This window comes from Pedobacter foliorum, assembly GCF_013266735.1.
GTDB lineage: Bacteria > Bacteroidota > Bacteroidia > Sphingobacteriales > Sphingobacteriaceae > Pedobacter > Pedobacter foliorum.
In genome coordinates this window covers 229,636-256,023 of sequence record NZ_JABSNU010000008.1, presented here as the reverse complement: position 1 = coordinate 256,023, position 26,388 = coordinate 229,636, and the positions used below count along the sequence as shown (strand labels likewise).

24 protein-coding genes are annotated in these 26,388 nt (G+C 35.9%); 7 read left to right on the top strand and 17 right to left on the bottom strand.

Translation table 11 applies throughout. The annotated features are described in order from the left end of the window. Nucleotides 1-149: 149 nt before the first annotated feature. On the bottom strand, nucleotides 150-1,244 hold the full coding sequence (locus HQN83_RS17195; RefSeq protein ID WP_173091623.1) for a glycoside hydrolase family protein: 1,095 nt from the start codon (nucleotides 1,242-1,244) through the stop codon (nucleotides 150-152). 224 nt (nucleotides 1,245-1,468) lie between these two features. Between HQN83_RS17195 and HQN83_RS17190 the strand changes: the two genes are divergently transcribed. Continuing rightward, nucleotides 1,469-2,215, top strand: coding sequence for an Ig-like domain-containing protein (locus HQN83_RS17190; protein WP_173091622.1), 747 nt, complete (start codon nucleotides 1,469-1,471; stop codon nucleotides 2,213-2,215). Nucleotides 2,216-2,285: 70 nt separating this feature from the next. On the opposite strand, the gene HQN83_RS17185 is transcribed toward HQN83_RS17190, so the two are convergent. The 3 genes from HQN83_RS17185 to HQN83_RS17175 are packed head-to-tail and all read right to left on the bottom strand — an operon-like array spanning nucleotide 2,286 to nucleotide 9,099. Continuing rightward, the gene (locus HQN83_RS17185) at nucleotides 2,286-6,074 is read right to left on the bottom strand and encodes a glycosyltransferase family 2 protein (protein ID WP_173091621.1); all 3,789 of its coding nucleotides are present in this window, start codon (nucleotides 6,072-6,074) and stop codon (nucleotides 2,286-2,288) included. After that, nucleotides 6,049-7,419 carry a glycoside hydrolase family 2 TIM barrel-domain containing protein gene (locus tag HQN83_RS17180; protein ID WP_217277413.1) on the bottom strand — a complete coding sequence of 457 codons (1,371 nt, stop codon included), beginning with the start codon at nucleotides 7,417-7,419 and terminating at the stop codon, nucleotides 6,049-6,051. Before HQN83_RS17180 ends, HQN83_RS17185 begins: the two co-directional genes overlap by 26 nt. Before the next feature lie 33 nt (nucleotides 7,420-7,452). Continuing rightward, entirely contained in the window at nucleotides 7,453-9,099 is a 1,647-nt protein-coding gene (locus HQN83_RS17175) for a hypothetical protein (RefSeq protein ID WP_173091620.1), read from the bottom strand. A 205-nt stretch (nucleotides 9,100-9,304) separates the two neighbouring features. Here HQN83_RS17175 and HQN83_RS17170 point away from each other — a divergent pair, with 205 nt between their 5' ends. Further along, a complete protein-coding gene (locus HQN83_RS17170) occupies nucleotides 9,305-9,751 on the top strand; it encodes an SRPBCC family protein (RefSeq protein ID WP_173091619.1) in 447 nt (148 codons plus the stop codon). 65 nt (nucleotides 9,752-9,816) lie between these two features. Continuing rightward, nucleotides 9,817-10,218 carry a c-type cytochrome gene (locus HQN83_RS17165; protein WP_173091617.1) on the top strand — a complete coding sequence of 134 codons (402 nt, stop codon included), beginning with the start codon at nucleotides 9,817-9,819 and terminating at the stop codon, nucleotides 10,216-10,218. Between the two features lie 12 nt (nucleotides 10,219-10,230). Here HQN83_RS17165 and HQN83_RS17160 read toward each other — a convergent pair whose 3' ends face one another. The 8 genes from HQN83_RS17160 to HQN83_RS17125 are packed head-to-tail and all read right to left on the bottom strand — an operon-like array spanning nucleotide 10,231 to nucleotide 18,544. Next, nucleotides 10,231-11,019, bottom strand: a complete 789-nt coding sequence (locus HQN83_RS17160; RefSeq protein WP_246254535.1) for a tetratricopeptide repeat protein — start codon at nucleotides 11,017-11,019, stop codon at nucleotides 10,231-10,233. Continuing rightward, nucleotides 10,997-12,841 (bottom strand): BatD family protein, encoded by a 1,845-nt coding sequence (locus HQN83_RS17155; protein ID WP_246254534.1) that lies wholly within the window; start codon nucleotides 12,839-12,841, stop codon nucleotides 10,997-10,999. Before HQN83_RS17155 ends, HQN83_RS17160 begins: the two co-directional genes overlap by 23 nt. A gap of 26 nt (nucleotides 12,842-12,867) precedes the next feature. Then, nucleotides 12,868-13,629 (bottom strand): tetratricopeptide repeat protein, encoded by a 762-nt coding sequence (locus HQN83_RS17150; RefSeq protein WP_173091613.1) that lies wholly within the window; start codon nucleotides 13,627-13,629, stop codon nucleotides 12,868-12,870. Further along, nucleotides 13,629-14,666, bottom strand: coding sequence for a vWA domain-containing protein (locus tag HQN83_RS17145; protein WP_173091611.1), 1,038 nt, complete (start codon nucleotides 14,664-14,666; stop codon nucleotides 13,629-13,631). Before HQN83_RS17145 ends, HQN83_RS17150 begins: the two co-directional genes overlap by 1 nt. Before the next feature lie 3 nt (nucleotides 14,667-14,669). Beyond that, complete coding sequence (locus tag HQN83_RS17140; RefSeq protein ID WP_217277412.1) at nucleotides 14,670-15,674, bottom strand: vWA domain-containing protein; 1,005 nt, start codon at nucleotides 15,672-15,674, stop codon at nucleotides 14,670-14,672. Next, on the bottom strand, nucleotides 15,661-16,632 hold the full coding sequence (locus HQN83_RS17135; protein ID WP_173091609.1) for a BatD family protein: 972 nt from the start codon (nucleotides 16,630-16,632) through the stop codon (nucleotides 15,661-15,663). Before HQN83_RS17135 ends, HQN83_RS17140 begins: the two co-directional genes overlap by 14 nt. A 4-nt stretch (nucleotides 16,633-16,636) precedes the next feature. After that, nucleotides 16,637-17,512: a DUF58 domain-containing protein gene (locus tag HQN83_RS17130; RefSeq protein ID WP_173091607.1), complete on the bottom strand. Its 876-nt coding sequence runs from the start codon at nucleotides 17,510-17,512 to the stop codon at nucleotides 16,637-16,639. 3 nt (nucleotides 17,513-17,515) lie between these two features. Further along, entirely contained in the window at nucleotides 17,516-18,544 is a 1,029-nt protein-coding gene (locus HQN83_RS17125) for an AAA family ATPase (protein WP_108206048.1), read from the bottom strand. Between the two features lie 304 nt (nucleotides 18,545-18,848). Between HQN83_RS17125 and HQN83_RS17120 the strand changes: the two genes are divergently transcribed. Continuing rightward, entirely contained in the window at nucleotides 18,849-19,145 is a 297-nt protein-coding gene (locus tag HQN83_RS17120; protein ID WP_173091605.1) for a Dabb family protein, read from the top strand. Nucleotides 19,146-19,291: 146 nt separating this feature from the next. Here HQN83_RS17120 and HQN83_RS17115 read toward each other — a convergent pair whose 3' ends face one another. The 4 genes from HQN83_RS17115 to HQN83_RS17100 all read right to left on the bottom strand — a co-directional run bounded on the left by HQN83_RS17115 (nucleotide 19,292) and on the right by HQN83_RS17100 (nucleotide 23,625). Continuing rightward, a complete protein-coding gene (locus tag HQN83_RS17115; protein ID WP_173091603.1) occupies nucleotides 19,292-20,998 on the bottom strand; it encodes an ArnT family glycosyltransferase in 1,707 nt (568 codons plus the stop codon). Between the two features lie 12 nt (nucleotides 20,999-21,010). After that, on the bottom strand, nucleotides 21,011-21,421 hold the full coding sequence (locus tag HQN83_RS17110; RefSeq protein WP_108206200.1) for a GtrA family protein: 411 nt from the start codon (nucleotides 21,419-21,421) through the stop codon (nucleotides 21,011-21,013). A 61-nt stretch (nucleotides 21,422-21,482) separates the two neighbouring features. Further along, the gene (locus HQN83_RS17105) at nucleotides 21,483-22,172 is read right to left on the bottom strand and encodes an MCP four helix bundle domain-containing protein (RefSeq protein ID WP_173091601.1); all 690 of its coding nucleotides are present in this window, start codon (nucleotides 22,170-22,172) and stop codon (nucleotides 21,483-21,485) included. Between the two features lie 22 nt (nucleotides 22,173-22,194). Further along, the gene (locus HQN83_RS17100) at nucleotides 22,195-23,625 is read right to left on the bottom strand and encodes an ATP-dependent DNA helicase (protein ID WP_173091599.1); all 1,431 of its coding nucleotides are present in this window, start codon (nucleotides 23,623-23,625) and stop codon (nucleotides 22,195-22,197) included. A gap of 52 nt (nucleotides 23,626-23,677) precedes the next feature. On the opposite strand from HQN83_RS17100, the gene HQN83_RS17095 reads away from it, so the two are divergent. From HQN83_RS17095 to coaD, 3 genes are read left to right on the top strand one after another with little or no spacing between them, the layout of a single operon-like run. Next, nucleotides 23,678-24,508 carry a DUF3822 family protein gene (locus HQN83_RS17095; protein WP_173091597.1) on the top strand — a complete coding sequence of 277 codons (831 nt, stop codon included), beginning with the start codon at nucleotides 23,678-23,680 and terminating at the stop codon, nucleotides 24,506-24,508. Beyond that, the gene (locus tag HQN83_RS17090) at nucleotides 24,499-25,044 is read left to right on the top strand and encodes an RsmD family RNA methyltransferase (RefSeq protein WP_173091596.1); all 546 of its coding nucleotides are present in this window, start codon (nucleotides 24,499-24,501) and stop codon (nucleotides 25,042-25,044) included. Before HQN83_RS17095 ends, HQN83_RS17090 begins: the two co-directional genes overlap by 10 nt. 2 nt (nucleotides 25,045-25,046) lie before the next feature. Next, nucleotides 25,047-25,508 carry a pantetheine-phosphate adenylyltransferase gene (gene coaD / locus HQN83_RS17085; RefSeq protein WP_173091595.1) on the top strand — a complete coding sequence of 154 codons (462 nt, stop codon included), beginning with the start codon at nucleotides 25,047-25,049 and terminating at the stop codon, nucleotides 25,506-25,508. Here coaD and HQN83_RS17080 read toward each other — a convergent pair. Continuing rightward, nucleotides 25,492-26,148 carry an NUDIX hydrolase gene (locus tag HQN83_RS17080; protein WP_173091594.1) on the bottom strand — a complete coding sequence of 219 codons (657 nt, stop codon included), beginning with the start codon at nucleotides 26,146-26,148 and terminating at the stop codon, nucleotides 25,492-25,494. The two genes, coaD and HQN83_RS17080, sit on opposite strands and share 17 nt — an antisense overlap. Nucleotides 26,149-26,388 lie beyond the last annotated feature (240 nt).

Here is a 26,388-nt window from a genome sequence, read left to right as displayed (position 1 = left end):
CAATAAGTTAAATCAAATTTAAAACGAAAAAAAAACAACTTAAATTGTTAATAATCAAGACGATAGGAATACGGGTAGACGCAAAAGAGCCCGTATCACGATTTATGATACAGGCTCTTTTTATTTATACAACTTATAAATTCGCTTTTCTATTTAGGGAATTTAACCGGGCTCTTGCCAAGATCCACTGAAGTAGCTAGAGCTATGCTTCGTTCCTCTTCACCTTTCTCGTTTATATTTACAGCACAATAAAAATGATACACCACTCCATTGTATTTTATAACAAGAGGTTTATGGGCATAGGTTTTATCAAATGTTTCTGAAGGTGCTATCAAATCAGGGCCATTCCATAGCGTCCAGTTTTCCAAATCATAAGAGCAGGCAAAGCGATCGAATGCACCAGGCTTCCAATTTGCTCCAAAATAAAACATCACCCATAGGTCCTTCATCTTTGTAATATAAGCATCGCCAGATATACCATAAAAATGATCAATAACAGGCTCTTCACCATGTCTTTTCCAATGTACCATGTCATCAGACACAGCTAAACCAATACGCTCTGCTCTTGGATATCTTTCGCTTGAAGATTGATTAGCTGCGTTATAAAACATCACAAAAGAAGACCCCAAACTTTTCGCTTTATCATGTATCACTGTACTTTTAAATATCGACCCATTGTCGTACCATCGTGCATTGCTATCTGTAGGTAACATGACAGGTTTACTTACACGGGTCCATTCCTGAGCCTTTGTTGGATTAATTGTGCTGGCTATGCCAACACCTAATCTGCCGGCTTCATAACCTTGATCCGCGCCCCCCAGATAAGACATCCAATATTTATCATTATAAGTCTCCAGCTTGTAAGAACCTCCCCATTCAAAATCCTGAAGCGCCAGATATCCGGCCTTTTGGTTAGCATCCCAGGTATTTTTACTGAACGACATAATTTTATCCAGTGTTTTCCAGTTTAACAAGTCGGCACTCTCCGCCAGCCATGTCTCATAACCTCTGCCATCGTAAACAATATAGGTCATCCACCATTTTCCATTGCTATAAAAAATACTTGGACTATCAACCATTTTAGATTTACTATCTGGCACCAATACCATCCCATACTTAAATGGTGTTTTCACTTCATTGTACACCTCCTCCATTTTTTGTGAAGAGACTTTCTTTTGGCTATAAGCAACTTCTGCAGCAAATACCCAAATCATAATCATTATTGCTGATAACTTACTATTCATTTTTCACTACTTTATTGTCTTACAGAAGTTTACGCCTATTAAAATAAGTCATTTTTATAAATAATACAATTAACTAACCTTATTAAGAGCTATTGGCTTTTAATAAGGTTGATTTTGATATTTCCATGAGCCAGGTCTACCGAATTACTGGAGTCATTTTTATATATTTACGACAACTGTAGATCGTAAACGTCATTACAGTCTTCACTAACCAAATAACAAATATGAAAAAACAGCTATTAGCGCTACTTGCTCTTGCCATGATATTAACATCATGTAGTAAAAAAGACCCGGAACCTAAGTATTCTCTTGATCAGACTGCCCTTGAGTTGAATTACGACAAGAAACATCAATTCGTAATTAAATTAGGCTCCAAAGACATTGAAGAGTCTGAGTTCAAATGGTCATTATCAGACGAAACTGTTGGATTTGTATCTGCTTCAGGTCTTTTTAATGCTTATAGAATTGGGAAAACAACAATTAAAGCAGTTGGAGCTAACGTAACATTAACGTCCGTTGTAACCATAGCACCATACAGTACACTTTGTGCAGAACCTTATATAAAATATGGTGCAACAAAAAGCACCGTAAAGAGTAAAGAAACCAGAACATTGCAAGATGAAACAGCTACAGCTCTGTATTACCGAGGTGAGAATGCTAAAATAAAAAATGCACTTTATGGCTTTGATAATAACTTGTTACAGTCTATGGTTCTCGTTTTTGCAGATACAGAAGCGGTAGTTAAAGAATCAATAAAATTTTTCTCAGAGCGATACACTTATCTAGGTATAGAGGATGACCTATATCTATTTGGCAATGTAGATACCTTTATTGGAATGGGGTATTTTGAAAAACTTGGATTTTGTGCAATTTACTTAGAGAATAAAACAGGTGAAACCGGTAATTTACAGGCAGCAAAATCAGCTGTACAAAAAGGTAAAGCTAATTTAGTGTTGCAAAGCAAAAGATAAGGAACAAGCATCAATTATACTTGATTTCAAAGGCAGGGAAAGTTAAAACTTCTCTGCCTTTTTTGTTTCTTTACTTCAATGGAATATTAAGCTTTGTGCTAACAATCTTCACCTCATTATTACTCATTGCATAGAGGTATAGCCTATAGCTCGAAGGATACTCTGGTATATTTAAGGTAATGCTACTACCTTCTCCTACTTCTTTCAAATCAATAGGATTGCCATAAGCATCAGTTCTTACAAGATTCCATTTAAACTTCAAGTCACCATCAGGTTTAGCTAAGCCCCACTCATTTGAATCAAACACCATTGCTCTGTAAGTTACATATGCATTCGGGTATATAGTAACTGCTGGGAGCAAAACCTTTATTGGTGGTATTTTTGAAGGCAACTTTGAACCGGTCCATTTATTTGACAACTGATAAAATTCGAATTTACTCTTTCCAGAATAATCTTTAAGCCCATCAAATGTGACAAATCCATCAGTTATTTCATCCTGCCAATTGGTTACAAATAGATTAGCTTTATTATTCTTGTTTTTTATAAAATCTGTAGTACTTATTTTGCTAAAAAACCAAGGTTCTTTTAAACTACTTAATTCTGCCACAGCAGCTGAGTCTGAATAACTATCAACGACCAAACCAAAATAATCAATAGCAGGAATTCTTTTATAAAGCATAGCTATATTATTACTCAATTTGTCATTTACATATAGATCTACGGTAACTGGTCTATTTGGATCTATCTTTTTAATCGAACTTACTAACTTTTGCAACCATGAAATGTATGCTTCTCTGGGAAAAAACAGATCCGGCATATAATAGTCATGATCCAGTTTACGCAATGGAGTATTTGCAATATTCCATAATATAATATCTTTTCTATCCTTGAATTTAGAGACTGTACTAATTACCTTATCAGCATACTCATCAAGCTCATTCTTATGAGAGATAAAATCAACATTATCTGGAAACCAGTAGCTATAAGCAATATTAAGCCCGTTTTCTCCAGCAACACTTAGCACATTTCGGTCATATACACTAGGACCAAAGTACTTTATAGTATTAAAGCCGACCTTCTTTATCTCCAAAATATCAGCAGCAATCTCCTTCTTTTTTAAAGCATGGAAATTAGTAGACCAATTTTGGCCTTTAGCATAATTTACACCTCGTATATCAAACAAAGATGTATGCTTTTTACTATTTGGCGAATCCTCCAAAGCACCCACAGGAGCTTTAGCAATAATCTTATGATCTATCCATTTTAACTTTTTATTATACTTCTTAATGGCTAATCCTACTTTACTGAAATTTTCAACTTTCCAATTTAAAGGCTTACCAATAGCCGTATCTATTGTATTCTTATCCAAGCTACTATTAAAGAACACAACCGCTTTAATTTCAGGGAATTTATTTTTTATACTTTTAAACGCTGTTTGAAACCATTGATCTTGTTTTCCTTCAGCTGACAATGATCCCATTTCGGCAAGCATTACAGGTAAATCTGTTTTAAAGACAGGATTCTCGTGAAATGGCTGATAAAGTTGTTCCATAGTATACCAGCTATTACTTCCATTTCTTGTACCATAATTTAAGTTGGTAACACCTATCCAATCAACATATTGGCTTCCCGGAAAATAAGTTGAAACTGCATCAGGCTTCCAAGGATTCCATACCCAAATCGCATTATATGTATTATTTTTTGCGAAATAATCATGAACATATTTCCAACCTTCTTTAAACTCTTCTGCAGTATTTCCACCTTTAGCTGACCAAGGATATTGCGGATTGTCTGCTTCATGCGCAAAGCGGATAAAAACAGGACGATTAAGCGCCTTTATTTGTTCAGAAAATCTCTTTAAATAATCATCATAATCCCCTTTAATGATTCTTGCGAATATCTTTTCCTCCTTTTTAGAGTCTTCAATATTTTTCACCTTATCAAACAAGCTTTGCCATGGTTCCCAACTAATCATTGGAACTGCATTTATCTTATAAATTGAGTCAAGCAATGCTGTTGGCAAATGACATTCAGCCTGATCTCCCCAGGGAATATAAAGTGAAACTATACCAAACTGCAACTTACTCTGATTTTCATACTGTTTAACCAACCCCATAGAACTTAGTCCATTGCCTGTTTCTGGGGCAAATATTCCTGGAATCAGTATGTCTTTATGATAGTTATAAGGTACTTGTTTTACCTCGGTATTAGATCTCGTATTTACAAAATACACAACGGTACAAACAATTAATGTAGTTATCATCAAAGCTGCACTCCTAACTCCGCTGTATATCTTCCTCCTAAGCTTCCAAAAGCTTGCCTTAAAATCCGAAACATGCTCCATTGCCCAATTAAGGGGCTTTACTCTTTGCTTTAATTTTCTAAACTGACTCTGCCTGCTTGCTGCGATTGTAAAGGACAATATCATACAATTAATTCCCGCAAATGCAGACATAATTAAATTGTAAGGATTCCAATCTCTATATAATCCAAATATTATTGAAAAGACAGATATCGCGATTACGATTAGATTCGGAATATTTAAGCTCCAGTTATCTTCATCTCTTCCATCCTTAGGAGTTGGATTATAAGGTACTTTTTTTCGCAGAATTGTATAGAACAATCCTATAATAAATATCCACCAGGTCCCGATCATTAGTAATCCACCTACAACATGGAATCCTCGTTCTTCCTCTTCCATTACCCATCTTTGCACAAAATGCCGTATTAGAATGATCGACATCACTAATGGAAAACTGATGGTTATGAAATTAAAGAATACAATATTTATTGGGCTGGTATTAAAGATTAATGAGAATATGGGTATTAAAAAATTAATTAGAAAAATTACCCCTGATAAGTAATGCATCGGTACAATTCCATAATGCAGTTTTTGTTGCCAGGTAAAACTCTTAAACAATTTTGGATAAGAAGTAACCAATAATTCGAACACCCCTCTAGACCACTTCAACTGTTGGCTATAATATGCCGACAAAGTACTTGGCACCAAACCTCTTGCCAATACCGCAGGAACATATACTGATTTCCATCCTTTTGCATGCAATTGCATAGCAGTGTGCATATCTTCTGCTAATCCGGCGGCATGCCCACCTATAGAATCCAAAGCCGCTCGCCGAAAAGTACAATTAGCTCCAATGGCAAGCACTGTCCCATACTTGTTCATGGTCATCATTATTGGACCGTAGAACTGAAATGTTTGTTGGGCAGCTCCTTTAGCTATTAAACTTTCGTCGTAATTTTTATATGATTGTACTATCTGAACAAATCCAACCTCAAGATTATTAAAATGACTTACTATAGGGTCTAAGAAATCTGGAAATGGTACATGATCAGGATCTAATACAACACAAAGTTCTGCCGTTGATTGTTTCAGGGCATTATTAATATTCCCAGCCTTTGCATCGATTTTTTTTACTCTGGTAACATGAATTACATTTAGCTCCTCACATATTTTTTTCAAATAAGGATCATCAGCTTCATCACATAAAAAAGTATTATGCGGATATTTTATAGCTTTTATAGCAATTAATGTTTCATTAATCATCTCATAAGGCTCTCCTGCACAAAAAGTAGTAAAGATATCTACAGTATACGTTTTTTCCTTTTTAGGGGTATCAGGTACAGTTATATAAAAGTAATGAATCCATTCATGGAGTATTTTCATACACATAAAAACAAGTGTAGCCATCAACATCCAATACAATGTACTACTTTCAGCATCAGTTAACAGTAGCTCTCTAAGAAACAAGAACATACAGAATAAACCAATGATAATCATTAGACGTAAGGTGAAATTCTGCTTCCTGGTCGGATTAATTACTGGCTCTACTACTTTCATCTATTTTCAATACGTAGAATGGTGTATTACAAGTGGCTACATAACCTTTGTCGTCATATATAGTTGCAAATATTCTATATGGCCCTTCCTTTTTAGGGGTTTTAAAGATAACCTTCAAGCCCTGCGCTTGCTCAACAAGACCATTTATAGGTAAAGGCTTTTTAATATTATTTACATTATTGATCTTATACCAGTCTTCTGGATAAATCTCCCAAAGAATTCTTTTATTACTTACATCGCCTTTTAACATAAAGACTTCAGCAGTATTTTTTTCATTTGGTTTAAGAAATATATTGTCTTTAGCACCTTTACTGTTCAGAAGCATATAATTTATTTGAGGCGCAGCGCTTGCTAATTGCTTGCCTTTCCAAATGGCCTCTGCTGCATCAACTACTTCAGTCTTATTTCCCGCTTCATCAAATATGCTAAACCAGGTATGAGTGGTTTCTTGTTTCTGGCCCCAGTAAAAAATAAATGAGCCTAACAATCTTGGATCATTGAAAGGTATTTGTTCTTTATATCTCGAATAATATTGCGCTGCTTTTTTTGTACTTGTTGGTTCAATTTTTGCACCCCATGCCGTTTCTAATGCTCCATCCCATGGCCCATCAATGCCCCATTCAGTTAACAGGTAGGGACCATCCCAAAACCAGGAAAAATCTTTTAATTCCTGGCTCAATAATCTAATTCCACCAAAAACATTAAAAGACACAATATCTATGTCAGTCCGCATTTTGAGGTTAAAAATGGTTTTACGTTGAAAATTAATCATGGTAGTCGTAACAGGATGATCAGGATCATCTCGATGGATCATATCCACAATATTATTAAACGCCTTATAAAACTTATTGTAAGAAGGTTTATAAGGAAAAACAAGTTCATTGCCAACGCACCACATTAAAACTGATGGATCATTTTTAACCCTATTCACCAGCTTCTGTATTGATTTAAATTGTTTGGATACCTCTACATCGTTATTATAGAAAAACATATGCTTACTTTCAGGGATTGGCAATCCAATTATGACTGCAATATTTGCCTCGTTGGCTTTTTTCAGTATTGAATCGATATGAGTTGTATCCCAGGTTCTAATGGTGTTTCCTCCCAGTTCAGACAGCAAATTTAAATGAGAAGAACCAGAAGCCCCTTTGATCTCGAATGGCTTACCATTTCTAAGTAATGTGAAAGCCTTATCTTTTTGCTCGATAAAAACTTTACCCGATGGTTTTTGTCGGTTATTAGAGCACGCACATAATGTGCATAAAAGGAGAAAAAAAAAGAAATATTTCCTTTGAATCAAAAGCATTTCAAATTCATAAGGAGCTAAAATAATAAATCTAAACAAACACTTAAAACTTTATAATCATAAAGCAAAAGTTTATTTTAATTCCAAATAGAACTTTTTCAATGAGCTTTTACTTATACTCCAATCTGGAGCTTTTATGTGTCCCCATGCTTTGGGGTTATCAAATAAATTAAAATAACAAACTCCAAAAATCTGCTTGTTATTTTTAATAGTGTTAGCCGCATCAATTAACCATTTATCCTGATATTTTTCCGAACCTTTTACACCAAATTCGGTTATAAACATTGGCTTATTAAAAAATCTCATCCTATAGCTTTTGCGCTGAAATATGGTACTAAAAGATTCTTGCATATTTTCATCAGTAATGTTCTTATCAGGCAACCCATAAATTGCTATACTGATATAGTCTACAACATCACTACCAGGATACCAATCTGCAGAACCTCTGTCGCCCGCTGGTCCCCAAACTCTTTTAATATTTTCGGGTTTCTCTTTTACAAAGTTCATAAAATAGCGATATGCATTTATATAAACTACAGGATCCCGGCTCTGCCAGGAATAGCGATGAATAGGGATTTCCATTTCATGAGCCCAACGTAAGTACACCGTTTGCTTAACATTAGAAATTATACCGTATAATTTAGAAATCTCTTTATCATACTTTCCATTTAATGTATTCTCAAGTACGTTTGGATCAGCAACATTACTAATATCTTTCCAAGGCTCCATAGTAACAATTACCTCGTGTTTTCTATCAATTACATCGTTAAATTTCTTCAAAAACTCTCCCCTTTGTATCTCTCCCCAATCGGTAAATAAATGTTCTACAGTTATTTCTGGTTCAGCTATTAGCTTTTTAGTCGGATCGAAAACTCCTAAAAGCAGGCTCTTTCTGATTTGATTATTAACAGGCTCATTTAAATTTTCTGATGAATAAATGGTGCTTTTATATCTGTTTCTCTCTATCTCAATCTTTTTTAGAAGAGAATCAGTCCTCTTTATGTCACCCGTCCCATCTACAGACAAAACAAATACTGGTTTATCCATAAATCGAAGTCTATGAAGCTTTAATCTTAATTGCTCAGCATCATTGCCCATCCTTATACTGATTACATCAACATGCTTTTTTCCAGGCCAGAACTCTGAATCACCGGGATAGCCAGTTGGTGCCCAAACAAGTTGTACCTTAGGTGCAAGCCTTTTTAGGTAATCTGCAAAATAGTTAAACGCATTTATATACATCACCGGTGATTGATACTGCCAGGGATATTGCGTTGCAGGAATTTCCATTTCCGGATTCCATTGTACAAAAACAGTACCTTTACTTTGGTTTATTAAACCTGCTAATTCCTTAATCTCTTTATCATAACTCCCTTTCAATACTTCATCTAATATTGAGACATTCCCATTATAGAAGCTTGGCCATGTTTCAATTGTGAGCAGAAGGTTTTTATTGTCTAATATTGCTTTTTGCAAAGCATTATTATTAGAACGTAGCGCAAAAGATTTCCATATTACCGAATAATGTTTAATATTATTTACTAAATCAGATTTAGCATTATTCTTCTCATCATAAACACCAAGCAATTTCTCATAAGACCTATCTTTAAATTCATTAACGAATACGGATTTAAGTAAAGGCTTGAAATATAGCAGACAACCAATAAGAACAGCAAAAAAAAGTAGTGCAAAATAATAGAGGCGCCTTTTAAATCTCATTTTATTTAAATGTAAAGTATGTGTACAATCTGAAAATGTAAATATAATTCTTGCGCATTCAAAACCAATGATTAATTGACTTAGCCTTCTTGCCCCTCTAAATTGTCGCAATCACCCCCTTCCACTATCTTAAAAGAGCTTCATATTTGTTAAGCGAAACAATTAAAGTAGTACAAAGGTTAATTAACTATTAGAATTTAAAACGATGGAAAAGCAAGAGTTTAAAATCTTAATCAATGCCTCAAAAGAAAAAGTATGGAATGTATTATGGAGTGACACCACCTATCCGGCGTGGACCGCTGTTTTTTGTGAGGGCTCTAAAGCAGAAACTGATTGGAAAAAGGGTAGTGAAGTACTATTCCTTAACGATAAAAATGATGGCATGTTTTCAACTATCGAAGAAAGTATCCCTCATGAATACATGTCATTTAAACACCTCGGGGAGGTTAAGGCAGGGGTAAAGGATTTAAATAGTGGCAAAGGAAGCGAATGGAATAACTCATTGGAAAACTACACCCTTAAACCTGTAGATGGTAAAACCGAACTAGTGGTTGACATAAACAGGGTTAAAGAGTTTGAAGATTATTTTGACAAAACATTCCCTAAAGCGCTAGAAAAAGTAAAGGAACTGGCAGAAGTTAGTGCAGATTAAACGTTAATCTTACTTGCAGATATTTTAATTGATTTTTAGTATATTAGTTTATCAAACCACTTAAAATGACCTACAAAAAAACCATCACTTTATCTGTATTATTAAGTACAGTTGTTATGCTGAGTGCATTTATGCCACAAGCAGATGAAAAGCCTAAAAACCTAAAGGTCCTACCTAAAGACATTAGTCATGATCAACTTAAAGAAGTCATGGATGGCTTTAAAACAGCCTTAGGGGTAAAATGTAATTTCTGTCATGCCGCCAGAACTGATGACCCTAAAAAACTTGATTTTGCAAGTGATGAAAAACCGGAAAAAGAAACAGCCAGAAATATGATGCGTATGACAATGAAAATCAATAAAAAGTATTTTCATCCAATTGGCAGTAAAGATAAAGACGGAAAAGCACTCATAGCAATCTCTTGTGTTACCTGCCACAATGGAAAGGAACATCCGGAAACTAAATAACTGTAAAGGGGACTAAATCTCCTTTATAGCAACAGATTCAATCCAACCAATGTTTCCATTAGGCAGCTCAACTTTAAGCCAGTTGTCGTCATTTTGCTTAATGGTAACTTTGGTTCCTTCATGGATAACGAAAAGCGTTTTTGACTTATCATCAGGACCACTCTTTACATTCACCGTACCATTAAACACAATTGCCTGACTGCTGCTGTTCAAGTAATTACTTTGTGCATTTACAATAAAAATGGACAGTAACCCCAATACCAATAAGGCAATCCCGGCATAAAAAGCAGGCTTCTTAATTGAAACTGAAATTGCAAAAAGGTATACAATCAATAAAGCAAAGCCCAACAGAAAAAATGTAACTGCAAATATGGATAATACCTGGGCAGAGAAAAACAAAACCAACGATTTCCACCACTTTGCCATAAAAAACTCAGGAACTACCTCTATTTTATCTGCAATTTTCAAATTAGCAAGCTGTAGATTTAATTGAATTTCCTGATCACCGGGTGTAATCTTGTAAGCTTTTTCATAATTAAGAATGGCAGGTGCCATCTCTCCAAGTTTATAATAGGCATTGCCAAGGTTAAAATATACGGCAGCAGATTTGTATCCCGTATTTAATACTTCTTGATAGGATTGTACAGCTTCCTTGTATTGCGCTTTCGCATACTGACTATTCCCTTTTGCAAACAATTCCTCCGGATTCCCTTTTGCAAATAAAAACAAAGGAGATATTACCAGTAGTAAAAAACTATAAAACAGGTGTTTCAAACGATTATGCATTGTCTTCAATATCATTAATGATAGTTTTCGCTTTATCAAATACTTCTTGCTCAGATATTCCTGAAATTGGAGCATACCTTGCCATTTCACACAAATCCAGCGTTTCTGTTAATTGGTCAATTATTGGTTTATTAACCGCTCTTAATTTTAATTGCTCCCTAATGTTATCCTTATTTAAATCGGCGGCCGAGATGTTTAATTTATCACTTAAATAACCATACAAGCCTTTATAAACATCCTCATAGAAAGCTTTTTTATCCCCACTGAGCAATTGTTTTTGGGCATTTGCCAAATGCTTGGCCGCAATTTTATTAGCATTTCTCCCTTTTATTTTCACTGCATCTTTATTGTTTTCTCTGTACCACTTTCTGTAACCAAATCCAGCTAAGAATAAAACAGGACCAGTACATAGAAGGATATAGTACAATGCAGAGCCATAAAACCCTTCGCCATCCTTAGTCAAGCCAGGGTTTCCTGTTTTAATATAGGCAATATCTTTGGCCAGCATTTTAACATCCTGCTGATCACCTGACGCATACGCTGTAACATTTGAGCCAGGATCTCCTTTCGCTACCTTAACAGGAAATTGTCCAGAACTTAAGGTCATGTATTTTTCTGTAACCGGATTAAAATAAGAGAATTTAAGTGGTTCAATTGTATAATTCCCTTCATGTCTTGGAATAAGCAGGTAACTGTATTCCCTACTACCCGAAACTCCACTCATCGTCTCTTTAATATTGTCATTTACCTTAGGATCGTACTTTTCAATATCGGCAGGTAAAGTCAACTCCGGTGCTTTTAATAACTTTAAGTTACCTGTTCCTGAGATTTTAAGCGTATAATTTAATGCTTCATGAGCCTTAACCGAAGACTTATCCAGAATCGCACTTATTGAGAAATTCCCAACCGCTCCCGTAAAACCTTCTGGTTTACCTGCATCAGGTAAAGGTTTTACATTGATCGTAATCGGAGAACTTTTAATTTTATACTTTGTATCCTTATAAGAGCCTCCAAAAAACTGTTCTATAGGATCATTTGAAGGTGCTGCCTGCCTTACTACAAACGTCATTCCTAAAGGATCAAGAGTAAGCTTACCAAATCGCTCAGGGAAAAGGATAATCTGTTTAAGTGTGGCTACATGATATTTAACCCCATTATAATTCTCTATTTCCCACTGTACATTTTGGCTATTATTTTTTATCTCCTGACTCCAGAACCCGTTAAAGTCGGGTAATTTATCAAGCGCATTATCTACCAAATCAATATTAGTATACAACTTGTAAGAAACCGAGAATTGCTCACCGATATAAATATTAGTTTTATTGGCAACGGCTCTTAAAAACAAGCGTTTTGATATATCAGTACTATTTCCTTCGGCAACCTTATCACCTTGTGGCGCTGCATTACCCTGATTTCCTTGATTACCTTGGTTACCCTGCTGAACCGCCCTTCCCTTTACCACTTTTATTTTAACAGAGTTCGATTTAAGCTGTTTGCCATTAACCACAACAACTGCTGGTCCTATTACATATTCTCCTTCTTTAACGGCTACCAAATCATAACTAAGTGACATTCTCGCAGTTGTATTTCCATTGATGGATGAATAGCTTGAAGATTGATTAGGGCCACCTACAACCTGAAAACCGTTAAGTGTAGGCGGAGTAAACGATTCTATATTTCCATTTACAGAAAAACTAATTTCAAACGGTTCTCCTGTACCAACTACATTTTTACTTACAGTTGCAGTAACTTTAATATCGTCTGCAGCCGCTTTTATTCCGTTTGCAAACAAGGCACCGGTCCACAGTAATAATACCGATAATATATAGTGTTTCATTTTCATTTTGCGCAAAAATACTCAGTCTACCAATCTTTAACAATACGGCCTTTTACACCTTTAGCCTTTTTATTTTTCAGCTTATCCTGAGTGTTCTTTTCTTCATTTTTTAAGGCTTCAAGCATCCTCTCCGCATCTTCTTTAGACAATTTATCGGGCTGAGGCTGTTGTCCATCCTGCTGGTCCTTTTTATCCTGATCCTTTTTATCTTGATCTTGTTTATCTTTATCCTGCTTGTCTTTATCCTTATTCTGCTGATCCTTATTGTCCTTATTTTGATCTTTATCCTTATCCTGTTTGTCCTTGTCTTTCTTGTCCTGATCTTTTTTGTTTTTATCCTTATTTTTGTCTTTATTCTGCTGTTGTTTCAGCTTTTCTTGCGCATAAGCCAGATTGTACCTTGTTTCATCATCTTTAGGGTTACTCATCAATGATTTCTTATAAGCTTCGATACTTTCTTCCAGCTTCTTAGACTCTAACAATGAATTACCAAGATTGTGGTATGCTTTTGCCTTTACTGCTTTGTCATTAGAAGAAGACGCAATATCTGTAAACTTCTGAACAGCATTATCAAACTTCTTCTGTTTATACAAAGCATCCCCAAGATTAAAATTCCCTTCTACAGAAGCTTTCGATTTATCTACAGACTGCCTGTAACTAGCCTCAGCTTCAGCATATTTCTTTTCCTGATAAAGCTGATTTCCTTTATGAATATACTTCTTCTCTTTCTGTGCAAAAAGCAAAGAGCCTTGTAATAATATGTATATAACGATGATAAACTGCTTCATTATTTCCTCACTTCAAACAAATTCAACTCACTTAATTTCAGGTTCTTCTTACTGGAGATAAAGAACTCAACAACTAATAAAATCAGTGCAAAGCCTAAGAAAAACTGGAACCTGTCTTCGTAGTTCTTAAATACTTTGCTGTCAAATGTTTTTTGCTCCATTTTCCCTATCTGATTCATTACAATTCCCAATCCACTGTTTGCATTAGTAGCCCTTACATAAACTCCATTACCGGCATCAGAAATCTCTTTACACATCTGCTCGTTCAGCTTTGTAATCACTGTCTGACCTTTTTCATCTTTCCTAAAACCTGTTGGATTACCATTCTGATAGATTGGAACCGGAGCTCCCTCAATAGAACCGAGGCCAATAACATGAATTGCCACATCCTTTTCTGTTGCTCTTTTTGCAGATGCAATGGCATCATCCTCAAAATTCTCACCATCAGTCATTAGTACCATGGCTTTGCTTGTTCCATTTACGAAATCAAAAGATTTCATTCCCATATCAATAGCCGCACCAATAGCAGTTCCCTGAGTTGGTACAATATCAGTACTGATGTTATTTAGGAATAGCTTAGCGGCCGAATAATCAGTAGTTATCGGCAATTGAACATAAGCCTCTCCGGCAAAAATGATAATTCCTATTCTGTCATTGTGTAGGTTATCTATTAACTGAGATATTGCTCTTTTTGCATTCTCAAGCCTGTTTGGAGAAAGATCTCCTGCAAGCATACTATTAGAAACATCCAGAAGAATCATTAAATCTGCACCGCTCTTTTTACCTTCTTCTATTTTGGTTCCAATCTGCGGATTGGCGGCACCAATAACTAATGAAGCAAAAGCAACTGTAAAAAGGATAAACTTTAAACCTGGTCTGGTAAAAGAAACCTCCGGTATCATCTTTCTAACAGTAATCTTATCTCCAAGACTGGCCAACGCCCTTCTTTTCCATCGGCGTACCAGAAAAAAGACAATGATAAACAATGGAATGGCAGCTAGCCCCCATAAAAACGCTATGTGTTCAAAACGTAACATATCTTAAGTTAAAGCTCCTTTAAATATTGTATTTCTTAATCCAAATTCAACCAGCAAAAGTGCTAGGGCAATCAATGCAAAAGGCAGAAAACGTTCTGTTTTCTTGTGGTACTGAGTAACATCAATCTTTGCCTTTTCCAATTTATCTATTTGCTGATAAATCTCTTTTAGCTTATCGTTATTTGTAGCCCGGAAGTATTTACCTCCGGTAATTTTAGCAATGCTAGAAAGCGTTCCTTCATCAATGGTTACAGGAACTTGCTGATACTGTACACCAAATGGTGTTTTAACAGGATAAGGTGCAAACCCTTTAGTTCCCACTCCTACTGTATAAACCCTTACATTCATCTGTTTGGCAATTTCGGCAGCAGTAACCGGAGGTATAGAACCAGTGGTATTTGAACCATCCGTAAGCAGAATAACCACCTTACTTTTTGCTTCACTATCCTTTAAACGGTTAACTGCAGTTGCAAGGCCCATACCTATTGCAGTACCATCCTCAATCATTCCATTATTAATTCCTTTAAACAAATTAATTAACACATCATGATCAATGGTAAGCGGGCATTGCGTAAAGCTCTCTCCACTAAACACAACCAAACCAATCCGATCATCAGGTCGGTCTTTTATAAAGTCTATTGCGATATTCTTTCCGGCCTCCAATCTGTTTGGTTTTAAATCTTCAGAAAGCATACTACCTGAAATATCAGTAGCAATCACAATATCTATCCCTTCGGTTGTCGAGTTTTGCCAGCTTAATGCACTTTGCGGTCTGGCCAAACCTATAATTATTGCAATTAGCGCTAACGATTTTAATGCGATACTATAATGCCTTAAAACTCCATAACCGCTTTTCTTAGCACCCATAAATGACTTAACAGATGATATTCTCATAGTCCCCTGAAGTCTCTTATTGCGCCAAATGTACCAGCCAATCATCAAAGGTACCAGCAGTAATAACCAGAAAAACCCTGGATTGGCAAATTCGATTCCACTAAACAGTTTCATTTTGCGCTTTATTATCGGGTAATTGATTAGTCTCTTTAGTATCAGTTACAAAACTGATTGCATTTTCTATACTTTGCTCATTTTCTGAATTTAAAGGTTTCCCTTTAGCAAACTTTACAAGATCGGCCAACATTAATATCTGATGTAGTTTATTTCTGTTTTGGTCCGTAATTTCCATATGTCTTAAACCTGCAAATATCTCATCAGAGGTTTGCTCAAGCGCCTTAATTTGATAGCGTTTTTCAAGGTACTCTCTTAGAATATCGGTAAGCTCAATATGGTATTGTTTAACTTCTTCCTGTTGCCATAATTTCTTATCCCTTAATACAACCAGCTTATTTATTGCTGTAACATCTGCAGGCACCAATGGTTTAACTACCGCAGCAACTGGTCTATTCTTTCTTTTCTGCCAGAAATAATAAAGCAATCCTGCAATCAGTACAACTCCCAATAGTGAAACTACCACCCATTGCCAATGATCTCTTAACCAATCAAAAAAGGAATAGCGAACAGCTAGTGGCTGTTTAATGTCATAAATAGCTTTTGTCGTATCAACCACAACAGATGTAACCTGTAATGGTACCGGATCAGTTTTAAAACTTTGCGCGTTTACCTGAAACAAGAAAGCAGGAATAGTCTGTAAGCCAGCATCAAAAGAAGTGATGGTGTATTGGCGACTAATTGTTCTTACAGCCGGATTATTCTTATCTGCTATTGTATCTGTTTTGCCAACCTCGACAATTTGTACTTTAGAGGATATGGTATCCGCTAAAGTTGGAAAGCTAATTTTATCATTTACAGGCAACTGAGCGCTTAAGCGCAAAATCGTTTGATCTCCCAAAACAATGGTCGACTTATCCAGTTTAGCCTCTACTTTTATATCCTGAGCGTTACTTTTATAAGTAAAGCAAGCTAAGCATAACATTAAACACCAGCTAAAATTAAAATATTGCTTCATATCTCTACCTTCTGGCTTCGCGTTTTTTAAATAATGTCATTAATGGTTTAATATAAGATTGATGGGTTCCAATTTTAGTATAATCTACTCCTGATCTCTTAAAAAGATCCTCCAGTTTACCATTTCGTTCCAATGCAGCTACTTTATAGGCTTGTCTTACACGTTTATCTCCTGTGTTTACCCATTCGTACTCACCAGTTTCTTCATCACGTACAGGAATAAGTCCAAGATTAGGAAATTCTTCCTCATGCAAGTCATATAGCCTAAGTGCAATAAGATCATGTTTTCTGTTGGCTATTTTAAGCTCATTCTCAAAAGAATTACTCATAAAGTCAGAGATCAGAAAAGACGTACACCTCTTGTTAATAGCACCGGTAAAGTACCTTAAAGCCTCAGCCACATTTGTTCCCCTGTTTTGAGGTTTAAAATCAATCAGTTCCCTGATAATCATCAAAATATGACTTCTTCCTTTTTTAGGAGGAATAAACTTTTCTACTTTATCACTAAAGAATAATACGCCCACCTTATCATTGTTCTGTATTGCAGAAAATGCCAAAACAGCACATACTTCAGTAGCAAGTTCTTGCTTTAGCTGGGCTTGTGTACCAAAATTCTTGGAACCACTAACATCAACAAGCAGCATCACCGTCATTTCCCTTTCTTCTTCAAACACCTTAACATAAGGATGATTAAATCGGGCGGTAACATTCCAGTCAATAGTACGAATCTCATCACCTACCTGGTACTCCCTAACTTCACTAAAAGCCATACCACGACCTTTAAAGGCCGACTGGTACTCACCTGAAAAGATCTGATTACTTAACCCGCGGGTTTTAATTTCAATCTTTCTTACTTTTTTTAAGAGATCTTTGGTGTCCATAAGCTATGGTACTTCTACAGCGTTCAATATTCCTGTAATGATAGTTTCTGTATTGATGTCTTCAGCCTCGGCCTCATAAGTTAAACCGATTCTATGTCTTAACACATCATGGCAAACAGCTCTTACGTCTTCTGGAATTACATATCCCCTTCTTTTTATAAAAGCATAAGCTTTTGAAGCTAGGGCGAGATTGATACTTGCTCTTGGTGAAGCACCAAAACTAATCAGGTTTTTATAATCAGCTAGTTTGTATTGATCAGGGTAACGAGTTGCAAAAACAATATCAATAATATATTGCTCAATCTTTTCGTCCATATATACTTCTCTAACTACCTTTCTAGCCCTAATGATGTCATCAGGATGTAGGATAGCTTTAGGTTTTGCCATTCCCTGAGGTGCTATGTTGGCTCTCATAATTAGTTTTTCGTCTTCTTTTTTAGGGTAGCCGATAACTACTTTAAGCATAAACCTATCAACCTGCGCTTCTGGCAATGGATAAGTTCCTTCTTGCTCTATTGGATTTTGAGTTGCCAAAACAAGAAATGGTTTAGGTAATTCAAATGTAGTGTCGCCAATTGTTACCTGACGCTCCTGCATTGCTTCTAACAATGCACTTTGTACTTTTGCCGGAGCACGGTTAATCTCATCGGCAAGAATGAAATTAGAGAATAAAGGACCTTTCCTGATAACGAATTCTTCCTTTTTCTGATTATAGATCATTGTACCCAACAAATCTGCCGGTAAAAGATCTGGTGTAAATTGTATTCTGCTAAAACCTGCATCAATAGTTTTAGATAATGTATTGATTGCAAGAGTTTTTGCAAGTCCGGGTACACCCTCTAATAAAATATGACCGTCTGCAAGCAAACCGATCATTAGGCGCTCAACCATATATCTCTGGCCTACAATCACTTTATCCATCTCCATAAAAAGCAGATCGATAAATGCGCTTTCTTTTTGAATCATTTCATTCAGCGCGCGGATATCAGTTCCATACGCCAAACTTTCAGTGGTATTATTTACTTCTTCCATTTAGAACCATTTATTTTCGCTGCGAAAATTAGACAAACCTTAATCTTTTCGCAAATGTATAAGGCCCTGTTTAATGTTAAAATATGTTAAAACTTGCTTTTAATACGATTTAAAACGCCAGCCTTCTCAATTTCTCATCTTACTTAACTTAAATCAGGCAGACCGAAGATAGTTTTATTTTCATTGTACTGTAGCGTTTTCATATTACTTCTCGTTTCTATTACGCACGCTAGTTAGAATTCGGGGATAGATCTTAGGACCTATCCCCGATTCTTTTTTATATTTACCAAAAAAAATATATCATATGTTAGCTCATCACGTTTTATTCTGGCTTAAAGCCGACACTACTGAAGAACAAAAAGTTGCTTTCAGAAAAAGCCTTGAAACCCTTGAAAATGTAGAATCTGTTAAAACATTACATATCGGCACACCTGCACCTATAGAACGTGCTGTTGTTGATACTACATACACATTTTCGCTAACTATCTTTTTTGAAGATCTTGCAGGACATGATGTTTATCAGGTGCATCATTTACACACTGCGTTTTTAGATGAGTTCCGTGGTCTATTTGAAAAAGTGATTATATACGACGCTCACTAGATTGTAGCGCTCAACAACTCGTCATCCTGAATTTATTTCAGGACCTCGCAAGAGAAAGAAAGCCTTGTTAGTGTGAGGTCCTGAAATAAATTCAGGATGACGAGTGAATTCAGGATGACGAGTGAATACATCACAAAACGTAATTTCTACTTCACATCAACACTAATCATGTTGCTGTTTCTGCCTCCTGAAAAAGGCTCAGTCCTCAAAGACAAAATCATTTTATACTTACCGGCCTCAACAGGTACTTTTATACCCGCTTCAATTTCTACAGATGCTCCGGCTCCAATCTTAACATTTTCAATATCTGCTAAAACAGGCTTAAACTCATCTATATTATCTCCCTTTTTAAATGCATATTCTAGATAGCATTTCCAGGTTTCACCTGCATTACCCAACGCTATAGGCTCATTATACGGATTAGTAATCTTCAATTTCAAAGTTTTAACCTCACCGCTTTTCCATTCTTCAGGAACGACAACAGGGTTAACAGAAACTTTCTGATACATCCTAACCTTATCTATCCATAATCCATAAAACACCCCTTTACGCGTGTTAATGGTATCTTGCTTAACGTTATCGCCATGGCTATCCGACAAAACAAAGTAAGCTTTTCTATTTATAAGACTATCTTCAAGAGGCCATATATCGTACTGGTTCTTCCTATAATACCTCGAATCGTAACTAAAGCCTTTCGTACTACGGGTATAATAATTATATCTGGAAGGTGTTTGAAACGAATTGTTAAAGATTACAGGATAATCGCCTGCCTTTTCGTGAATTTGCTTAGCCCATTGCTCAGTGCCAAAATAGTAATCAACCGCTTTAACTTTCTTTAACGCATCTATTGGTATGATAAGCACTAACCTCACCAAAATAATTAAACCAATATTAACCATAGCAAGTCGCTCAAACCATTTCGGTAGTGGCTTTTTGGCCATTGCAATATAGGCCAAAATAAAGAGACACAACATTGCCGGCAACGTCCAATGCGCCTCTACTCTACCTTTAAGTGTGCTGATTAGGAAGAATATAAATATGCCAAAGAAATTAAACTTAACGGCCTTAACGAAGGTATCTTCAGATTTCAATACCGCCGCCGATTTATACATAAACCAACCTACAAGCGGCCCGGCCAGTGCCAACTGAGCCAGCAAGTACTCCGAGGTAAAATTAAACTTATAAAAAGCAGCAGAACGATCTATAACATGGTAATAGAATGACGGATAATTATTATGAACCTGCCATAAAATATGAGGTATGTAAGCAATTATAGAGATAACCACTATAAGCCAAAAAGATGGTCTTTTCAGCAATTTCAGATTAGATAATATTGTAAATAACAGAACTAGTATACCATGATACTTACTATACAGCAAACACGCTATAACCAATGCCAATATTAAAGCCCATTTTATCTTATTCTCAGCCTCATAACGCTGATACACATAAAAAAACAGTACTGTAAAGAAGAACAACGGGGAATCCGGAGTTGTTATAAAACCATAAACATGGAACAATACTATCGCTGAAAACAGCAGAATAAAAAGCTTTATATTTTGTGCATAACGACTTACAATTTGCCACAGCAGATAAACCGAAAGCGTACTGGTTATCACTGTAAAGAGTCTTAAACCTAAAGTTGAAGATAAAAGAGCATCCCCTATTTTAATAAACAAGGCAACCATTGGTGGATGATCAAAATATCCCCAGTCTAAAAACCTGGAATAAACCCAGTAATAAGCTTCATCAGCATGAAGCTCTACAAAACCTGCCTGAATAATATTAAGCACAGTCCATACACCCAGAAATATAAATAATATCTGTTCAGAACTTTTCTTTGTTTGTAGCATTGGTAAAGGGGTTTATCCGGTAAATGTGTAAAGATAATTGGCAAAAAAGTTCCAAAGCGACACCAGTACTATTGCACAAGCCTTGGCAACATAAAAGTTCCATTTCAACCTGTCGTTTAGCAGATAGATAATTACATTACTTATGGCTAACCCAACAAGCGAAATCACAAAGAACTTCCCAAACTGAATAATAGTTGCGGGGTTATGATTATCAAAAGTCCAGTATCGGTTAAGGGTGTAATTTGTACCGGTAGCAACTATAAAGCCTAATGAATTGGAAATATACTTATGGATTTTCAGCTTTTCCTTACATAGATAAGTAATGCTGAAATCAACAATAAGACCCGAAAAACCTACCAACCCGAATTTTAAAAACTTGAAAAAGAAAGCGCTATTAAATTCAATGGCGGCTATTGATGTCATATAGTTACTTTTTGCAGTGACAAACATAATAATCTGTAATGGAAAAGCGGGTAATAAATGGCTAATTAAGGTTAAATTTATCATTATTGATCTTTACAACATTAGATGTAAAAACAATTCCGACTATTAAAATACCGATAACAATGGCCAAAGCAACCTGCAATGTAGAATACAATTTACTTCCTGAAACCATAAATGCAGAATCTTTAATCAGCTCTTCACCGACCTGAGTTTGGATTCTCATTAGCTCAGATAATTTTTGAATTGTACCCTTTGAAGATGCCCTACCTTCCTGGTCATAAAGCTTCCTGGCATTAGCAATATCCTTATTAGCAGCAAACTTTAAAATCTTATCTTCAATCTGTCCGGTACTCTCAAGTCCATCTTTTAAAACTATTAACTTTTCCTTTTCCTGCTTAACCAGGAAAGTTTTCTCGTACTTTTTAATTAAAGAATCTATTGCTCTGTTGTAATCAGCAAGTTGTTCCTTAAAAGCTGCTGAACTAAAAGATTGCTCAGCCGCTGTATTTAAAAACTCTTCAATCATCGACTTCTTTGCATAAGCATTCTCTGCTACATAAAATAAATCTGTTGCAGGAATTAAGCGGTCGTTATACATAGAAACGAATGATTCGTTCATGCTTTTCACACTTTTATCTTCTAAAAACCTGATCAATATTGTACAAGCCATTATACAAAATAACAGCACTGCAATTTTCATTTTTTGTTTAATAGAATAAGCGAATCTCATAACAGTCAGTTCAAATTAGCGTCTAAAATTGCTCTTCAGCCGGAGAGGAGAAAAGGTTTTGTGCAAAATTTACTAAAAATAATTCTCTTTTCGCTCTTGTTACGCCAGTATAAAGCCATCTTAAGAAATCCATGTCAATCATTTCTTCTGTTAAATAGCCCTGATCTACAAAAACAGCATCCCATTGACCACCCTGAGCCTTATGACAAGTTACCGCATAGGCAAACTTAATTTGCAATGCATTGTAATATGGATCGTCCTTAATTTTATTTAAACGTTCTCTTTTGTTGGTGATATGGGCATAATCTAAATTGAGCCTCTCAAAAAGCTTATTACTTTGCTCATAAGAAAGATTGGGACTTTCGGCAGTAAGCGTATCCAACATCACCTTACAGGTAATTTCACCAGCCTCCGGAAAATCAAGAAACTCCAGCTGTACTTCGCAAAAGCGAAAGCCGTAGCGTTCTTCGATACCCCTTACCCTACGGATGCGCGCCATATCTCCATTGGCAATAAAAGCCGCCGATTCATTATCGGGCAACCAGAAATAGTTATTTCTAACAACCATAATCTGATCCCCCCCTGTCAATTCTTCTTCTCGGTATAACAATCTAGCTCTGATCTGCTGGTTATAAACATTTGCAGATTTATTAGACCTACAAACCACCAAAGAATTCTCTATTCCGAACTTATTATAGGCGTATTCTAATCCCTCAACCAGTTTTACGCCGGTCATTCTAAAGATATCCTTGTAGTTTTTAGTGATAAACTTAGGTAACTCAACTTCTTCGGCATCATCATTAATCAATTTCCGAAGCATGGTGGCATTGGCCAATATTCCCGATTCCTTTTCCTGGCGTACAACTTCTCTTAGCTCCACAGCCTTTACCCGCATTCCGAAATTGGAGAAGATGTATTCTTTATTTAGCGCCGGACTATCAATACTGCCTACCGGAGGTAACTGAGCGGTATCGCCTACAAAAACTACAGCACAGTTTTTTCCATTATACACAAACTCCATCAGATCCTTTAAAAATGATGACCCGGTTTGCGTATTCCACTCATCAGCAATCATAGAAGCCTCATCAATTATAAATAAGGTATGCTCTGCAAGGTTTGGAGCAATCTGGAAGGACATATCTGTTGATACAGCTGTTCTTTTCCTATAGATCTTTTTATGAATGGTTAATGCCTTTCTGCCAGTATAGTTACTCATTACCTTTGCCGCTCTACCGGTTGGTGCCAATAAAACAGAACGCAAAGAAAACTTGGGTAAAGCTTTTACCAATGCGGCTACAGAAGTAGTTTTTCCTGTACCTGCATATCCCCTCAAAATGAAACACTGCCCATCCAATTGTTGCGATAAAAATGAGGCCATTTCACTACAAAAAGTGAGTTGTTCTGCTGTAGGAGTAAATTGATAAGACTGGGCTATTAGTGTCGCTTTATCCATTTAACAAATATGCAATGGTGATGTTATAGAAAAAAGGATTAATTTTGTTCATATGAACAGCAAAAATAGCATATTATTAGTTGATCCGGAGTTTGACCCTAATACAGCGGCAGACTGCAACCTGTTAATAAAAATTACTGCCGATAGTTTTTCGTATGCTATTATAGATAAAAGCAGCAATCAGCTTAAAGCAGTTTACGATGAGCAGGAATGCCAGAATGTAGGCAAAGAACTTTCCGAAAAATTAAGAACTGACTGCTATTTGAGTTTACCATTTAAAGAAATTAAAGCTTCTGTACATACAGAAAATTCAATAGCTATCCCAAATGACCTGTTCAACGAGCAGAGTTTAAACGACTACGCTAAATTCTTTACAGAAGAGCAGTCCAATAACCTTTATACCCAACCTTTCGCCAATTTTGGTTTTACATCCATCTTTACGCTAAATAAGTTTATTGATGAAACTTTAAATGTATCTCTTTCAAATTGCAAGTTATTTGATCATGCAGCTCCGGTTTTAGCGCTTTCTAAAGACAAAGAAAACCTCAGCCTTGTACTCGACTTTACGGTTGGGTCATTCAATGCAATATATACAGATGGTGGTAAGTTGATATTCCAAAACTATTTTCAAATCGAAAACTCAGAAGAATTTAACTATTACCTGCTCTTCATTATCAACCAGCTTAGTATTGATACTTCAAAAACTGACATCCACCTTAGTGGTATTATCAACGAAGGAGATAGCCAATACAAATGCGTTGAGAAATACTTCAAAACAATTAACTTCATTCCAACAGCTGGTAATGATGTTGACAACAAAATTTTAGATGACATGCCTGCTCATTATTACAGCAGTCTATTAGCCCTTGATAAATGCGGATAATTGGTGGAAAATTAAAGGGTATACGCTTTAATGCACCCGAAAGCTTGCCGGTAAGGCCAACAACAGATATGGCCAAAGAAGCCCTATTTAATATTCTTTACAATACTTATGATTTTGATAGCTGCACAGTTTTAGATCTTTTTTGTGGCACCGGAAACATCAGCTTCGAATTTGCATCCAGAGGTATTAAACAGGTAACTGCTGTTGATAAGCACTCTGGCTGTATATACTGGGTAAAATCAGTAATCGCAAAATATGACTTGAATGAAATTGATGTGCAAAAAGCCGATGTATTTAAGTTTTTACAGAGCCATACCAAATCATACCAGATCATTTTTGCTGATCCGCCTTACGACTTACCTACCATTCCTCTAATTCCGGAATTGGTAATGAAAAACAACCTGTTAGCCGATAATGGTATGCTTATAGTAGAACATCCATCATTATTAAAACTAAAAGATCAGCCGGGTTATACCGAAACAAGAAGATATGGCAACTCTTCATTTAGTTTTTTTGAAAAGACCTCCAATATTTAAGTATGAAAATTGCACTATTTCCAGGTTCATTTGATCCAATTACTATAGCTCATGTTGATATTTTAAAGCGAGCCTTACCATTGTTTGATAAGATAGTGGTAGGTATTGGCTTAAATAGCGCTAAACAAGGTTTTCTTTCTGCTGATAAACGTGAAGAAATTGTTAGAACTGTTTTTGCAGATGAACCAAAAGTAGAAGTAGAGTTATATGAAGGACTAACTGTAAATTTCTGCAAGCTGATTAATGCTCAGTACATGGTTAGAGGTGTCCGTTCGGTTTCCGATTTTGAATACGAAAAGGCAATTGCACAGATTAACCAAACCATGATGCCCGAAGTAGAAACCATCATTATTTTGAGTAAGCCCGAATATTCGGCCATAAGCTCAACCATTGTACGCGATATACTGCGTAACAATGGTGATGTAAGTAAGTTTTTACCGCAACAGGCTATACCTTTTTTATAGCGTGTAATACTGGTTTTACTACAATATTATTTTCTAAAAGTCCGCCTACCTCTAAAACCTGAACTATTGAGGGGTAGGTATTTTTCAATACCTGATTAAGCTCCAATTTACTTAACCAACTCGCCTTTGTTATTCCTTCTTCTTTTTGAGGGATAAGTTTAGGCTCGCCTTTTACAGTCATGCTGTACCAATTGGTTTTCTTAAGTACCAATTTACTACCTAGCGTATAAACGTGATAGGTTTTACATAACTTTTCATCGTTGGTAAAAATCTTTACACCACACTCCTCTTCAACCTCTCGAAGCGCAGCTTCTTTCATTTTCTCTTCTTTTTCTACCTTCCCTTTAGGTAAATCCCATTTTTTATTTCTAAAAATAAAGAGATAATTGCCTTTGGCATTTTTAACCAAACCACCTGCAGCTTTAATAAGTTCACAGCTTTTTTTAATCTTCTGAAACAATTGTTTCGGATCTGAATCAATCAGAATATAGTCTTTACCGGATACCTTTTCTAAATTCTTATAGAACAATGGAAAATCAAAATCCTGCTTATCAAGCTGTTGAATTTTCTTTACCTGCTTAGGCATTAAGTCGGCAATAAACAATGTGTTATCGTTAATATAAATCCTGTAAGTCTTCATCAGAATATGGTCGTTTTCGTTATTATTTAATTCCCCGCAGCAGTTACACTAAAGCGCCCTTTTTAGTTAGGCTGTTCCCCTAATAAAATCGAGGTTTAAAAGTACAGAATTATAGCAGAAATAATTACTTAAAATTTAATAATACAATTTATGAAGTAAGGCAATGCCAGTTATGAAACCAGCTAATGCCAGTTACGAATCCAGCTAATTCCAGGTGGTTTTCAGAGGCAGATTACCCAG